Source organism: Lentzea rhizosphaerae (genome assembly GCF_042649515.1).
Lineage (GTDB): Bacteria > Actinomycetota > Actinomycetes > Mycobacteriales > Pseudonocardiaceae > Lentzea > Lentzea aerocolonigenes.
The window spans coordinates 21,407-34,001 of sequence record NZ_JBHRZI010000018.1 but is presented as its reverse complement, the minus strand read 5'-3'; the positions used below and the strand labels follow the sequence as shown (position 1 = coordinate 34,001).

17 protein-coding genes are annotated in these 12,595 nt (G+C 68.2%); 9 read left to right on the top strand and 8 right to left on the bottom strand.

Annotated features, from left to right (window positions below):
- Positions 1-10: 10 nt before the first annotated feature.
- Together ACFOWZ_RS23650 and ACFOWZ_RS23645 are read left to right on the top strand one after the other, a co-directional pair.
- Positions 11-823, top strand: coding sequence for a helix-turn-helix domain-containing protein (locus tag ACFOWZ_RS23650; RefSeq protein WP_382375914.1), 813 nt, complete (start codon positions 11-13; stop codon positions 821-823).
- An 8-nt stretch (positions 824-831) separates the two neighbouring features.
- Positions 832-1,020, top strand: coding sequence for a DUF397 domain-containing protein (locus ACFOWZ_RS23645; protein WP_382375912.1), 189 nt, complete (start codon positions 832-834; stop codon positions 1,018-1,020).
- On the opposite strand, the gene ACFOWZ_RS23640 is transcribed toward ACFOWZ_RS23645, so the two are convergent.
- Complete coding sequence (locus tag ACFOWZ_RS23640) at positions 1,010-2,059, bottom strand: DUF2855 family protein (RefSeq protein WP_382375910.1); 1,050 nt, start codon at positions 2,057-2,059, stop codon at positions 1,010-1,012. The two genes, ACFOWZ_RS23645 and ACFOWZ_RS23640, sit on opposite strands and share 11 nt — an antisense overlap.
- Before the next feature lie 38 nt (positions 2,060-2,097).
- Here ACFOWZ_RS23640 and ACFOWZ_RS23635 point away from each other — a divergent pair, with 38 nt between their 5' ends.
- The gene (locus ACFOWZ_RS23635; protein WP_236703781.1) at positions 2,098-2,667 is read left to right on the top strand and encodes a TetR/AcrR family transcriptional regulator; all 570 of its coding nucleotides are present in this window, start codon (positions 2,098-2,100) and stop codon (positions 2,665-2,667) included.
- Here the strand turns inward: ACFOWZ_RS23635 and ACFOWZ_RS23630 are convergent.
- Complete coding sequence (locus tag ACFOWZ_RS23630) at positions 2,654-3,106, bottom strand: MaoC family dehydratase (protein ID WP_382375907.1); 453 nt, start codon at positions 3,104-3,106, stop codon at positions 2,654-2,656. The two genes, ACFOWZ_RS23635 and ACFOWZ_RS23630, sit on opposite strands and share 14 nt — an antisense overlap.
- A gap of 3 nt (positions 3,107-3,109) precedes the next feature.
- Entirely contained in the window at positions 3,110-3,862 is a 753-nt protein-coding gene (locus tag ACFOWZ_RS23625) for an SDR family oxidoreductase (RefSeq protein WP_382375905.1), read from the bottom strand.
- Positions 3,863-4,025: 163 nt separating this feature from the next.
- Here ACFOWZ_RS23625 and ACFOWZ_RS23620 point away from each other — a divergent pair, with 163 nt between their 5' ends.
- Both ACFOWZ_RS23620 and ACFOWZ_RS23615 read left to right on the top strand, forming a co-directional pair.
- The gene (locus ACFOWZ_RS23620; RefSeq protein WP_382375903.1) at positions 4,026-4,826 is read left to right on the top strand and encodes an SDR family NAD(P)-dependent oxidoreductase; all 801 of its coding nucleotides are present in this window, start codon (positions 4,026-4,028) and stop codon (positions 4,824-4,826) included.
- 1 nt (position 4,827) lies between these two features.
- Positions 4,828-5,802: a quinone oxidoreductase family protein gene (locus ACFOWZ_RS23615; RefSeq protein WP_382375901.1), complete on the top strand. Its 975-nt coding sequence runs from the start codon at positions 4,828-4,830 to the stop codon at positions 5,800-5,802.
- 289 nt (positions 5,803-6,091) lie between these two features.
- Here the strand turns inward: ACFOWZ_RS23615 and ACFOWZ_RS23610 are convergent, their stop codons facing one another.
- From ACFOWZ_RS23610 to ACFOWZ_RS23590, 5 genes are all read right to left on the bottom strand, one after another.
- Positions 6,092-6,514, bottom strand: coding sequence for a DUF6319 family protein (locus ACFOWZ_RS23610; protein ID WP_372497422.1), 423 nt, complete (start codon positions 6,512-6,514; stop codon positions 6,092-6,094).
- A gap of 93 nt (positions 6,515-6,607) precedes the next feature.
- Positions 6,608-6,829 carry a hypothetical protein gene (locus tag ACFOWZ_RS23605; protein WP_382375899.1) on the bottom strand — a complete coding sequence of 74 codons (222 nt, stop codon included), beginning with the start codon at positions 6,827-6,829 and terminating at the stop codon, positions 6,608-6,610.
- On the bottom strand, positions 6,826-7,986 hold the full coding sequence (locus ACFOWZ_RS23600; protein WP_382375897.1) for a S8 family peptidase: 1,161 nt from the start codon (positions 7,984-7,986) through the stop codon (positions 6,826-6,828). The genes ACFOWZ_RS23605 and ACFOWZ_RS23600 overlap by 4 nt, the downstream gene beginning before the upstream one ends.
- A gap of 63 nt (positions 7,987-8,049) precedes the next feature.
- The gene (locus ACFOWZ_RS23595) at positions 8,050-9,222 is read right to left on the bottom strand and encodes a cation:proton antiporter (protein WP_382375895.1); all 1,173 of its coding nucleotides are present in this window, start codon (positions 9,220-9,222) and stop codon (positions 8,050-8,052) included.
- 5 nt (positions 9,223-9,227) lie between these two features.
- Positions 9,228-9,701, bottom strand: a complete 474-nt coding sequence (locus ACFOWZ_RS23590) for a cation:proton antiporter regulatory subunit (protein ID WP_382375893.1) — start codon at positions 9,699-9,701, stop codon at positions 9,228-9,230.
- Between the two features lie 18 nt (positions 9,702-9,719).
- Between ACFOWZ_RS23590 and ACFOWZ_RS23585 the strand changes: the two genes are divergently transcribed.
- The 4 genes from ACFOWZ_RS23585 (at position 9,720) to aroH (ending at position 12,320) form a co-directional block, all read left to right on the top strand.
- Positions 9,720-10,820: a DUF1015 family protein gene (locus tag ACFOWZ_RS23585; RefSeq protein WP_382375891.1), complete on the top strand. Its 1,101-nt coding sequence runs from the start codon at positions 9,720-9,722 to the stop codon at positions 10,818-10,820.
- A gap of 115 nt (positions 10,821-10,935) precedes the next feature.
- The gene (locus ACFOWZ_RS23580) at positions 10,936-11,604 is read left to right on the top strand and encodes a response regulator transcription factor (protein WP_382375889.1); all 669 of its coding nucleotides are present in this window, start codon (positions 10,936-10,938) and stop codon (positions 11,602-11,604) included.
- A gap of 10 nt (positions 11,605-11,614) precedes the next feature.
- Positions 11,615-11,929, top strand: a complete 315-nt coding sequence (locus tag ACFOWZ_RS23575; protein ID WP_382375887.1) for an STAS domain-containing protein — start codon at positions 11,615-11,617, stop codon at positions 11,927-11,929.
- A 28-nt stretch (positions 11,930-11,957) separates the two neighbouring features.
- Positions 11,958-12,320 carry a chorismate mutase gene (aroH, locus tag ACFOWZ_RS23570; protein ID WP_030469072.1) on the top strand — a complete coding sequence of 121 codons (363 nt, stop codon included), beginning with the start codon at positions 11,958-11,960 and terminating at the stop codon, positions 12,318-12,320.
- Positions 12,321-12,595 lie beyond the last annotated feature (275 nt).

Sequence of the window (12,595 nt, the reverse complement as noted above, 5' to 3'; positions counted from 1 at the left end):
CGTTTGGGCTATGTCCGACCCCACGTTCCGGCAGGTCCGCCTCGGTGAGGCGCTCAAGAGGCTGCGTGAACGGAGCGGGCTGAGTCAGCGGGAGGCCGCCTACCGGCTCCGGTACAACTACCAGAAGCTCAGCCGCATCGAGAACGGGCAGCTGCCGGAGTACCACGGCCTGCGCGCAATGCTCGACCTCTACGGCGTCGTCGTCGCGGAAGAGACGCCGTACATAGACATGTGGGAGCGTGCCAGTGAGAAAGGCTGGTGGCATCCCTACGGCCTCGAAGATCACGGCTACATCAGCCTGGAACACGACGCCATCAGGGTGAGTGCATTCTCCCTCGGCTACATCCCTGGTTTGTTGCAGACCGAGAGCTACATGCGTGCGGTGTTCCATGGGTGGCAGGTCCAGCGGTCGCGGAAGTGGATCGAAAATCAGGTCGCTGTTCGAGTGCGGCGGAAGCAGCGGCTGGTCGGCGATGAGGCGCTCGAGTACCACGCGGTCATCGCCGAGGCTGCCTTCCCGCAGGCGGACCGCGAGCAGTTGCTGCACATCAACGAAATGGGCATGCACCCAAACGTGACTGTGCAGGTCCTGCCGAACACCGCAGGCTTGAATGACGGGCACAACGGCGCGTTCCTCCTGCTGGACTTCGCCTACCCCGGTGACATGACGGTGCTGTACGTCGAGCATCCTGCTGGTGCCGCGCACGTCGAAGACGTTGAGCAGGTGAAGGCCAGTAAACTTGTCTTCAAGCACCTCTCGAAGCTGGCGCTGACGCCGGACGAGTCCGCCGAGTGGATCGGGAGGTTGGCTGCTGAGAGGTAGGGATCGACGTGTCTGCTGTGTGGCGCAAGAGCAGCCGCAGCAACGGCGCAGAGAACAGCGACTGCGTGGAGATCGCCCTGGACGGTTCCGCTGCTCGCATCCGTGACTCGAAGGGCCTGGCGGACGCCACTGTCGCGGCGCCCGCCTGGGGTGCGTTCCTCGCTGAGGTGAAGAGCGGGGACTTGTTCAGAAGGTGATGACGTCGGCCGTGTTGGGGTTGGCCTTGCCCGCCAGCACGGCCTGCCACACCTCGACGAGCTCGTCAGGGCCGCTGTGGTGTGCGATGCCGACCCAGTCGCCCGCCTGAGCGGTGAACGCGCGCCACGCCGTGCCGAAGCGCTGCGCGAAGCCGTCAGGGCCCCAGTCGGTGGTGCGCTTGCGCAGCTGCTCCGGTGCGAAGAAGAACTCCGAGCGCGGATCCGCCGAGGCCTTCTGCTGGGTGAGGCCGATCGAGATGTCCTTCACCAGCGACGAACCCAGGCGGTCGTGCAGCGCCGAGCGCAGGTCGGCCGAGCCGCTGAAGTCGAGGTACACCGAAGGTTCGACGTCGACCTGGGCGTCGTAGGGGAGCACGGTGTCGTAGAGGCCGAGGCTCTCGGTGAACGCCACGTTCCGCGGTGACGTGAGGCCGACCAGCCGTACGCCGGAACCGCGCAGGCACTGCGCGGTGCCGAACGCCGTCTTGCTGGACGCAGAGGAGAGCACGACCGTGCGGGCGCCGTGGAAGTCGTTGTCCGCCAGCTGGTCGGCGAGCAGGAACGACGTCATGAACAGCGGGCGGTAGAGGACCTGGAGGTCTTCCTGCTCCGGGTCGTAGGCGGGGTCCTGGGACGTCACGAGGTAGCTGTTGTAGACGGCCGGGAGCTCGGCGCGGTGGTCGGCCGTGTCGACGAAGCCGGACGACGTCAGCTTGGCGCGCACGACGAGGTGGCTGGCCATCGGCAGGTAGCCGTAGACGCGGGTGCCGGTGGGGATGGCGTCCAATGTGGAGTCGACGACGTCGGCGAAGCCCCACACCGGGATGACGCCCCGGCCTTCCGCGTCGACCGGGAAGAACTTCCAGTAGCCGATGAGGTCGCCGATCACGCCGTAGGTGACGTTGTTGGCGGTGAGGCCGACGTGGCTGACGCGCAGCAGGATCTCGCAGTCGCCCAGCTCGGTGGAGCGTTCGTCGTGCAGCACTTCGGTTTTGGTGAGGTCGCCGCGGTCGACGACCGCCGTCCATCCACTGATCATTGCCAGGATTCTCCTCGGTCGGAAGGTACGCTCCGGTCGTGACCGTGCCTGAAAGACTGATCGACGCCGCCACCCGCCTGTTCGCGGACAAGGGGTACGAGCGGGTCGCCGTGCAGGAGATCGTGGAGCGCGCCGGTGTCACCAAAGGCGCGATGTACCACTACTTCGGGTCGAAGGACGATCTGCTGCACGAGATCTACGGGCGGTTGCTGCGCATGCAGATCGAACGGCTCGAGAAGATCGCGAACGGCGACGGGGCGATCACCGAACGGCTGCGGGAGGCGGCCATCGACGTGATCATCACCAGTGTCGACAACTTCGACGCCGCCAAGGTGTTCTTCCGGTCGATCGACCACCTCTCCGCCGAGAAGCAGAAGGAGGTGCGGGCGGAACGGCGGCGTTACCACGAGAAGTTCCGCGGCCTCGTCGAGGAAGGGCAGCGGGACGGGGTTTTCCGGGCCGACGTGCCCGCGGACCTCGCCACGCACTACTTCTTCGGCTCCCTGCACCACCTCGGCACGTGGTACCGCCCGGACGGGGAGATCCCGGCCGGGCGGCTGGCGGAGCACTACGCGGATCTGCTGATCCACTCGATCAAGGCACAATGACGCTGACGATCTCGGCGACGCACGCGGGCTTGTCGTTGCCCTCGATCTCGACGACGACCTTGGTCACGAGCTGCTTGCCGAGTGCGATGTCGGTGACGTCCAGCAGTTCGACGCCCGCCCGGACCCTCGCGCCGACGAGCACGGGCTGCGGGAAGCGGACCTTGTTGCTGCCGTAGTTGACGCCCATCTTGATGTTCTTGACCGTGTAGATGTCGCGCACCAGGTACGGCACCAGCGACAGCGTCAGGTAGCCGTGCGCCACGGGTCCGCCGAACGGGCCCTGCTTCGCCTTCTCGACGTCGATGTGGATCCACTGGTGGTCCAGCGTCGCGTCGGCGAACAGGTTGACCTGCTCCTGCGTGACCTCGTGCCACTCGCCGAAACCGAGGTGCTCGCCCTTCGCGGCGACCAGTTCGTCGATGCTCTCGAAAGCGCGCATTCGTCAGTCCTTCGGTCCGCCGGCGACGTAGATGACCTGGCCGGACACGAACCCGGCGCCCTCGCTGACGAGGAACGACGCGGTGTGCGCGATGTCCTCGGGCTGGCCGACGCGCGCGACCGGGATCGTCTGCGCGGCGCCGTTGATCAGGTCCTCGAACGAGATCTTCATGCGCTCGGCGGTCGCCTTGGTCATCTCGGTGGCGATGAAACCGGGCGCGATCGCGTTGACCGTGACGCCGAACTTGCCGAGCTCGATCGCGAGGGTCTTGGTGAAGCCCTGCAGACCCGCCTTGGCCGCGGAGTAGTTCGCCTGGCCGCGGTTGCCGAGGGCGCTCGTGCTCGACAGGTTGACGATGCGGCCGAAGCCTTCTTTCGTCTGGAACGCCTGCACGGCCTTGCTCATCAGGAACGCGCCGCGCAGGTGCACGTTCATGACCGTGTCCCAGTCGCTCGCGGTCATCTTGAACAGCAGGTTGTCGCGCAGCACGCCGGCGTTGTTGATCAGCACGGTCGGCGCGCCGAGCTGCTCGGCGACCCTCGCGACCGCGGCGTTGACCTGCTCCTCGTCGGAGACGTCGACCTTGAGGCCGATGGCGCGCCCACCGCCCGCGACGATCTTGTCGGCGCCGTCGAGCACGCCCTGCTCGTCGAGGTCGAGCAACGCGACGGCCAGGCCGTCCGCGGCGAGACGCTGGGCGACGGCGGCACCGATGCCGCGAGCCGCGCCGGTGACGATGGCAACCCTGTCGGCCACGGGTCCTCCTTCACTGGGGGATGGTGAGCTAAGCAAGCGCTTAGTAACGTACCTATCAGTCCGCTTGACGTCCAGCGCTGTGCGGACGACCATACCGACTGGTCGGAATGTGGCCCAGGGTTCGTCCAGAAGTCGTCCCAGAGTCGTCTCAGCGAGGAGGCAGATGCCCGTGGAACTCACCGGCAAGGTCGCGCTCATCACCGGTGGAGCGAACGGCATCGGTGCCGCGTCCGCCCGGCGCCTGGCGTCGCTCGGGGTCCGGGTCGTGGTCGCGGACGTCGACGTGGACCAGGGCAAGGTCGTCGCGGACGAGGTCGGCGGCGTGTTCGTGCGCTGTGACGTGACGCGGCCGGAGGACTCCGCGTCGGCGGTCGAGGTCGCGTTGCGGGAATGCGGTGGACTGGATATTGCATTCCTCAACGCCGGCATCGGCACCGGGTGCTCGCTGGGCGACGACTTCGACGTCGAGACGTACCGCCGTGCGATGGCCATCAACCTCGACGGTGTTGTATACGGTATTCATTACGCACTGCCTGCGGTGCGCGAACGCGGTGGGCAGATCATCGCGACGGCCTCGATGGCAGGCCTCATGCCGATGCCGGGGGATCCTGTATACGGTGCGAACAAGGCCGCTGTCGTCGGCTTGGTCCGTTCTCTCGGCGGCGCGTACTCCGACGTCCGCGTGAACGCGCTGTGCCCGGCCTTCGCGGACACCAACATCATCACGCCGCTGCGCTCGACGCTGGAGGAGATCGGCATGCCGATCCTGCCGGTGTCGGCCGTGGTGGACACGTTCATGTCCATTGTGGAGGGGTCAGGAACGGGCGAGGCCTGGTTCGTCCAGGCCGGCCGCGCCTCGGAGCCGTTCGGCTTCCGCAACCCGCCGGGCCCGCGCGCCGCCGACGGCTCGCGCGTCGAGGCCGCCCACAAGGACCCCGTTTCGATCGCGCTCAAGGAGAGCTGACGTGCGTGCCATCCAGATCACCGAGTTCGGTGGACCCGAGGTGCTCCAACAGGTGGAGCTGCCCGACCCGGTGCCGGGCGACGGCGAGGTGCTGATCAACGTCTCGCGCGCAGGCCTGAACTATGCGGACACGCACCAGGCGGAGAACTCGTACCTGGCGCAGATGACGCTGCCGCTCGTTCCCGGCGGCGAAGTCGTCGGCACGACCGAAGACGGCCGTCGCGTGGTCGCGTTGACGAAGAACTCCGGCGGGTACGCGGAGAAGGCCGTCGCGCCCGCGTTGACGACGTTCGACGTGCCGGACGGCGTGGACGACCTGACCGCTCTGTCGTTGATCGTGCAGGGTGCCACGGCCTGGTTGCTGCTGCGGAAGTCGACTCACATGGAGCCCGGTGAGTCGGTTGTCGTGCACGCGGCTGCCGGTGGCGTCGGCACGATCGCGGTGCAGCTGGCCAAGTTGTGGGGTGCTGGTCGAGTCATCGCGACGGCTTCTTCTGATGACAAGCGGAAGTTGGCCCTGGACCTCGGTGCTGACGTGGCGATCGACTCGCGTGCTGAGGACATGACTGCTGCGCTGAAGGAAGCCAACGGTGGGCGGCGGGTTGACGTCGTGCTGGACATGACTGGGGGTGCTACTACTGATCAGTCGTTGGTGGCGTTGGCTCCGTTTGGTCGGCTTGCGTTTTATGGGATGGCCTCGCGGGAGAGGCCGAAGCCGGTTGACCTCGGAGCGTTGCTGGTGCACTCCACGACCGTTGCGGGTATGTGGTTGCCTCACGCGTTGAAGGTTCGGGATGCGGAGCACGGCACTCTGGCGCATCGGGCGATGGCTGAACTGTTCCAGCTCGTCGTCGACGGCAAGCTGAAGGCGATCCCCGGCGGCGAGTACGGCATGGGTGAGATCCGTCAGGCCCACGAGGACCTGCGCTCCCGCAAAACCGCGGGCAAACTCCTCCTGAACCCGTCCCGCCACTGAGGTTGAACGGTCAGGGTTCGTCTCGGCGTGTCGCCCCCTGTTGTTCGGCGCGAAAAGCACGTCCGGGCCATCTATCGGCCCGGACGTGCTTTTCGCGCCAAACGCGGCACCGGGTGCTCCACTGGTCGTTGGTGACACCCTGACAGTTCAGCCTCGGTAGCCGTTCCAGACGGCACGCGGGGCCCTCTCGTCCTCTCCTGGAGTACGAAAGCTCCCCGCGTACTTTTCGGTATGCGGAAAAGGGGCGATCCGCATCGAGCGGACCGCCCCTTCTGCGGGTGGTGCTGTCTTACTCGGAAAGCTCTGCCAGCTGGGCCTTCACCTTGGCCAGCTCCGCTTCCAGCTCCTCCATGCGGGTGCGGTGCTGGTCGCGCGCCGCCTCGAGCACCGTTTCGATGCCCTCCGCGATGTCCTCGTGCAGCTCCTTGGCCGCCTTGGCCACGGCGATGGCCGGGATGACCAGGCCCGACACCACGCGCTGCGTGCCGTGGACCAGGTCGGCCTGCCACTCGCCCTCGGCGGTACCGGTCACCGTGAGGGTGAGCTCCACGGTGCGGGTCTTCTTCGCCGTGCTCTTGGGGCGGGCGGGCTTCGGCTTTTCGGCCTTCGGTGCCTCGACCGGCTTCGGAGCCTCGGCTTCGGGGGCCGGCGCCGGAGTTTCCTCCACGACGGGCTCCTCGACTGCCTGCACCTCGGTGAGCGTGTCCGACACGATCAGGTTTCCTCTCTGCGCAACGACGTGACCCCGCGCACATCCTAGAACACGTGTTCGATCAGACGTGAATGGGGTCGACGCAGAGCCTAGTCAGTAGGGCGGGAGCTGCACGCGCCACTGCCGTTCGACGTCCAGGACGCCTGGTACCTGGAGCAGGGACGGGATCACTCGGACCTCCACGGTGCCGGTGACGACGCCCAGGGCTTCCAGGACCGTGTCCACCACCAGGCCCGCCTCCCGCAGGTCGTTCAGGACCTGCGGGAGGCTGCCTTCCTTCACGGAGACCATCACCTGGTCCACCGAGGTCGTCATGGCGCCTGGACTAGCCCGCCGCCGACGTCGGTGGACGGCAGCGGCAGCCGCAGGGACGACAGGGCCAGACGGGCCCAGAGTTCGAAGCCTCGGGCGCCGGTCTTCTCCGCGATCAGGACCGCTACGCCTGCCGCGTGCGGGGTGGCCATGGACGTGCCGCGCAGGCGGGCGTACTTCTGCGGGAGCTTGAAGGACGAGTACACGTCCACGCCGGGGCCCGCCACGTCGATCTGGCCGATCTTGTCCGCGCTGCCCGACGAGAAGAACGCGATCTGGCGGTTCACGTCGATGGCCGCCACCGCGATGATGGACGCGCAGCGGGCCGGGTGGCCCACCGGGGCGATCTTCGCGGGGCGCTGGGAGGCGTTGCCCGCGGCCGCGATGATCAGGGTGCCCTTGGCCATGGCGCGCTGGGCCACGGTCTCGTAGATCTGCGACGGCGGGGTGCCGACCGGGACGTCCGCGCCCAGGGACATCGAGATGACCGCGCAGCCGTTGCTCACTGCCCAGTCGATGCCCGCGAGGATGCCGCCGTCGGAGCCGGAACCCGCGTTGGACAGGACCTTGCCGGCGAAGATCTCGGCCTCGTGGGCCACGCCGTAGCCGGGGGCCGTCGCGGGCTTGCGGGGGCCCGCGGACGTGCCGATGCAGTGCGTGCCGTGGCCGTGACCGTCCTGGACGTCCTCGCCCGTGATGAACGACTTCGTGGTGATCGCGCGGCCCGTGAAGTCCGGGTGGTTCTTCTCGAAACCCGTGTCCAGGACTGCGATCTTGATGCCCTTGCCGGTGGCCGTGCTGATGTCCGCGCCGACCGCCTGCAGGCCCCAGGTCAGCACGGACTCGTCGGCCGCCGGTTCGATGTCGGCGTCTTCCGCCGGTGCGGCGTCGTACGCGTGCACGACGCGTTCCGGTTCGACGATCTGGACGGGGCCTGGGCGCTCGGCGGCGCCGTTCAGCTCGGCCAGCAGGTTCGGGTCCGCGGACACCACCGCGACGCCGAGCTCCGGGAAGACCTGCACGGTCTCCGCGTCCAGATCGCCGCTGTTCGGGTCGAACCCGGCGATCGCGCCGAGCTCGGCCAGCCCCTCCTCGATGGCGTCTTCCTGCAGCAGCACCAGGAACCGGCCGGTGGTCTCCACTTCCGCGGGTTCGGTCATGACGATTCGCCCCTACTCTCCGTCTAGCCCTCACTAGAGAGTCGTCACATCGGGGCAGTTGTTTCAGACCGTTTGCCGTCTGCGCTGAAAGAATTCACCGATTGGCTCAACGTACTTGGCCGCGATCGGCCCCAGGATCGCCATCAGCAGCACGTACGCGGTCGCCAGCGCCGCCAGGTCGCCGTTGACCTGACCGGACGCCACGGCCAGCCCGGCGATGACGATGGAGAACTCGCCGCGCGCCACGAGCGCCACTCCCGCACGCATGCGGCCCATCTTGCCGATGCCCTGCCTGCGGGCCGCCCACCAGCCGGTGATGACCTTCGTCAGCGTGGTGACGGCCGCCAGCGCCACGGCGATTCCAAGAACGGGTGGAATCGTGCGAGGGTCGGTGTTCAGTCCGAACACGACGAAGAACATCGCGGCGAACAGGTCGCGCAACGGTTCGAGGAGCCGCGTCGCGTTCTCCGCCGTCGAGCCGGAGATCGCGATGCCGAGCAGGAACGCGCCGACCGCCGCCGACACCTGCAGCTGCGACGCGACACCGGCCACGAGCAACGCCGAGCCGAGCAGCTTGAGCAGGAACACCTCGTGGTCCGGACTGTCCACAATGGCCGAGATGAACCGGCCGTACTTCAACGCCACCACCAGAACCACGGTGATCGCGAGCAACGAGATGCCGACCGACGTGAGTCCGCCGAGGAAGCTCACACCCGACAGCACCGCAGTGAGCACCGGCAGGTACACGGCCATCGCGAGGTCCTCGAACACGAGCACGGACAGCACGACCGGCGTCTCGCGGTTGCCGAGCCGGCCCAGGTCGCCGAGCACCTTCGCGACGATGCCGGAGGAGGAGATGTAGGTGACGCCCGCCATCGCCAGCGCGCCGACCGGGCCCCAGCCCAGCAGCAACGCCGCGATCGCGCCCGGTGCCGCGTTCAGCACCAGGTCGAGCACGCCCGCCATCCACGAGCGCTTCAGGCCTGTGGTGAGCTCGGCCGCCGAGTACTCGAGGCCGAGCAACAGCAGGAGCAGCACCACACCGATCTCGCTGGCGAGGTGCGTGAACTCGTCGATGCCGTGTAACGGCAAGAAGCCGCCGACGCCGAAGCACAGGCCACCGATGAGGTAAAGAGGGATCGGCGAAATGCCCATCCTCCGTGCGACGCGGCCGAGCAGTCCTAGACCGAAGAAGACCGCGCCGAGCTGGATGATGGCCAGAGTTGTCTCGTGCACTGTGCTTAACCGCCGTGGAGGATCTCAGCGGCGGCGTCGAGGCCCTCCGCGGTGCCGACGACGACCGCGAGGTCACCGTTCTCGAACAGGAAGTCGGGGCCGGGCGACGGATGCGCGTTGCCCGAGCGCACGACGGCCACGATGGACGCACCGGTCCTCGTGCGCAGGGCGGTCTCGCCCAGAGTGCGGTTCGCGAACGCGGTGACCGGCAGCTGACGGGTCGTGATGCCCGTGATGTCGCGGTGCTCCTCGCGCAGGTGGGCGACGAGCTGCGGCGCGCCGAGCAGGCCCGCGAGGGTGTTCGCCTCTTCCGGTGAGAGGGGTATCGAGGCGGAACAGGAATCGGGATCAGAGGCCTTGGAGACGATGAGCTCGAACCGGCCGTCCCGGTAGGTGATCACGCCGACGCGGCGTCCGGCGCGGATCATGAAGTCCTGGCGCGTGCCGATTCCCGGCAATGGCGTGATCTCTACGTTCACACAGATCATGATACGTGGATGTCATTGCGAGTACGCCCGGTGCGACGCGGGTGGGTGGTGCGCGAACGCGTGCCCGGTCCCGACGTCGACGAGTTCGCCGAACCCGGTCAGGTCGTCGCGGCGCTCGCCAGAGCCCCGCACGGCACGTTGCTGGCCGTCCAGCACCCGCACCGCACGCCCGCGGCACTGGCGGCGGGCACCGGGCTGCTCGACGCGCTGCCGCACGCACGTGCCGAGCTCTCGGTGCTGATCCGGCGGGCCTACCGCGAAGTCACCGACGTGGTCGCTCCGTACCGGGTGGACGGACCGGACGGCACGGCGTGCGGACTGCTGTGCCTGGTCGACCCGGACGCGATCTCCCACACCGAGGACGTCTACCCGGACGTGGTCGCCGAACGCGGCCGGGTGCTGGCCTCGCTCGGCATCGCGACGAGCGCGGCCATGCTCATCCCGATCACCCCGCACGACGGGCTCACCGAACTGGTGCTGGGCATGACCGAAGAGCCCGCTGTGTCCCTTGTGGACTCCGGCGGGCGGCGGCACTGGGTGTGGCTCGTCGGGCAGGGTGCGTTGCAGGAGGCGTTCCTCGAAGCGGCCGGAGCGCACCCGTTGCTCGTGGCGGACGGCAACCACCGCGTCGCCGCGGCCAGGGAGGCGGGCCTCGCCGGGCTGCTGGCGCTCGTCACGTCGGGGCCGGGTCTGCGGGTCGGGCCGATCCACCGCGCGATCGCCGGCACCGGGTTGGCTGCGTCCGATCTGGTGACGGCGTGGGAACGGGTGGGTCTGCGGGTGTCGTCGTTGCCGTACGTCGTCGATCCGGAGCCGGGCGTGGTCGTGGTGCGCTGCCCCGACGAGGTGCTGCGAGTGGAACTGCCTGAGGGACAAGGGATCGACCACGCCGTCGTGGAGTCGTTGCTGCTGCACGAGGCGCTGGGGCTCGACCCGGAGAGCCCGTGTGTGCGGCCGGTCGTGGACCCGTCGGTGGAGGCGGAGGCGGTGCTGCTCATCGCGCCGGTGCCACTCGGGGAAGTGCTGGCGGGCACCAAGATGCCGCGCAAGAGCACGTATTTCACGCCGAAACCGCGCAGCGGGCTCCTGCTGGCCGACCTGACACCGTAATGCCCTGTCGTGCGGGATCGTTCGGCCCTGTTTGCCGACCCGCAGAGTGATGAGACTCAGTTCATGCTTGTTGTCGTGGTGCGACAAGGCTTTCGCGCACGCGGCCAGTGCCTCGGTGCGTCGCGAGTTCCGCAGTGCCGTCGCGGAGCTGCACGCGCTTGCGGGATGGGCCGCCTTCGACGCCGGGCTCGGCGGATCGGCGCACCACCACTTCCACCTCGCCCTGGACTTCGCCCAGGACGACGACCTCGTGGCGAACACCCGCCACACGAAGGCGATCCTGGCGGCGAACCGGGCGTGGTGCTACGCCGAACTGGGCCTGCGCCTGCTGTTCGGCATCGCCGACGAGGTCCAGGTGCGGCCGGGCAGACCGACCTGGCCCGGCACGGTCGTGCGCGCGCTCGTGCGGATCTGGTCGACCGTCCCGGACGTGCTCGCCCCGTCGGGACGTCCGCGCGTGCTGCTCGTGGACGGCGACCGGTTCTCCGGCCAGTCGCTGGCGGCGTTCCTGCGCGCCGAGGGCTACGACGCGACACTGGTGACGACAGTGGCGGCGGCCGAGTCGGCACTGGAGTCCCCGCCGGCGCTGGCGGTGCTCGACCTGCTGACGTCCCGCGGCGAGGGGACCAGGTTCGCGGCGGAGGCGCGGACGTTCGGAGTGCCGGTGGTAGCCGTTTCGGCTATCGAGCCGGCCGCCGATGTTGCCGATGCATACCTACCGAAACCTGCACACCCGCTCCGCGTGCTCGCGGCGGTGCGCGACCTGTTGTCTCCCGACTCGTGAGGCACCCACGATGGAACCCGGACCAGGCCTGCTGGAGGTACGTCGCCACGGCGCGGTGGTGACGCTGACCGGTGAGGTCGACCTGAACACCAGCGACCTGCTGCGGTCGGAACTGGCCCTGGCCTGCGCGGCCGGGGACGGCGACGTGGTGGTCGACCTGACCGACCTGGCGTTCATCGGGTCGAGCGGCCTGCACGTGCTGATCGAGACCGCGACCGTGCTGGGCCAGCGGCGGCTCGTGCTGCTCGGCGGCGGGTGGGCGGCCTACGTCGTGAACCTGCTCGGTCTCACCCTGCGGTACCCCAACATGGTGCTGGAGGGCTGACTCCCAAGAGGACGGTAGGGTCGTCGACATGGCGGTGCGTGCGATCAGGGGAGCCACGCAGATCGACGCGGACTCGCGCGACCTGGTGCTGGAGGCCACGGCCGAGCTGGTGCGCGAGGTCCTGGAACGCAACGCGCTGACCCCGGACGACCTGATCAGCGTGGTCCTCACCGCGACGCCCGACCTCACGTCGGAGTTCCCCGCCTACGCCGCGCGCCAGGCAGGGCTGTCGGACGTGCCGCTGCTGTCGGCGACCGAGATCGCGGTGCCCGGCGCCATGCCGCGGGTGATCCGGCTGCTGGCGCACGTGGAGACGGATCTGCCCCGGTCGTCGGTCAAGCACGTCTACCTGCGCGGTGCGGCGGCGCTGCGCACCGATCTGAACCACTAGCGCCATTTGCCACCGAGGTGGGGGATCAGGTCGAAGTGGAGTTTCTCCGGGCAGGAGTCGCAGGCGGCTACCCAAGGACGTCGTCAACGAGTTCCTGGCCGGGCTATTCCATTTCTGATGGAATTTCCTGCCTCATTCGCGATCGCCGTTGATCCAACCAGTGGACTGTGATCTGCCCGGCTTGGAGGCAAGATCAGAAAATCGGGAGGGGAGGTTGCGATCACCTGCTGAAGCCATATGACATGGAATTGTGCACTACGGGATTAGGCCGTGGC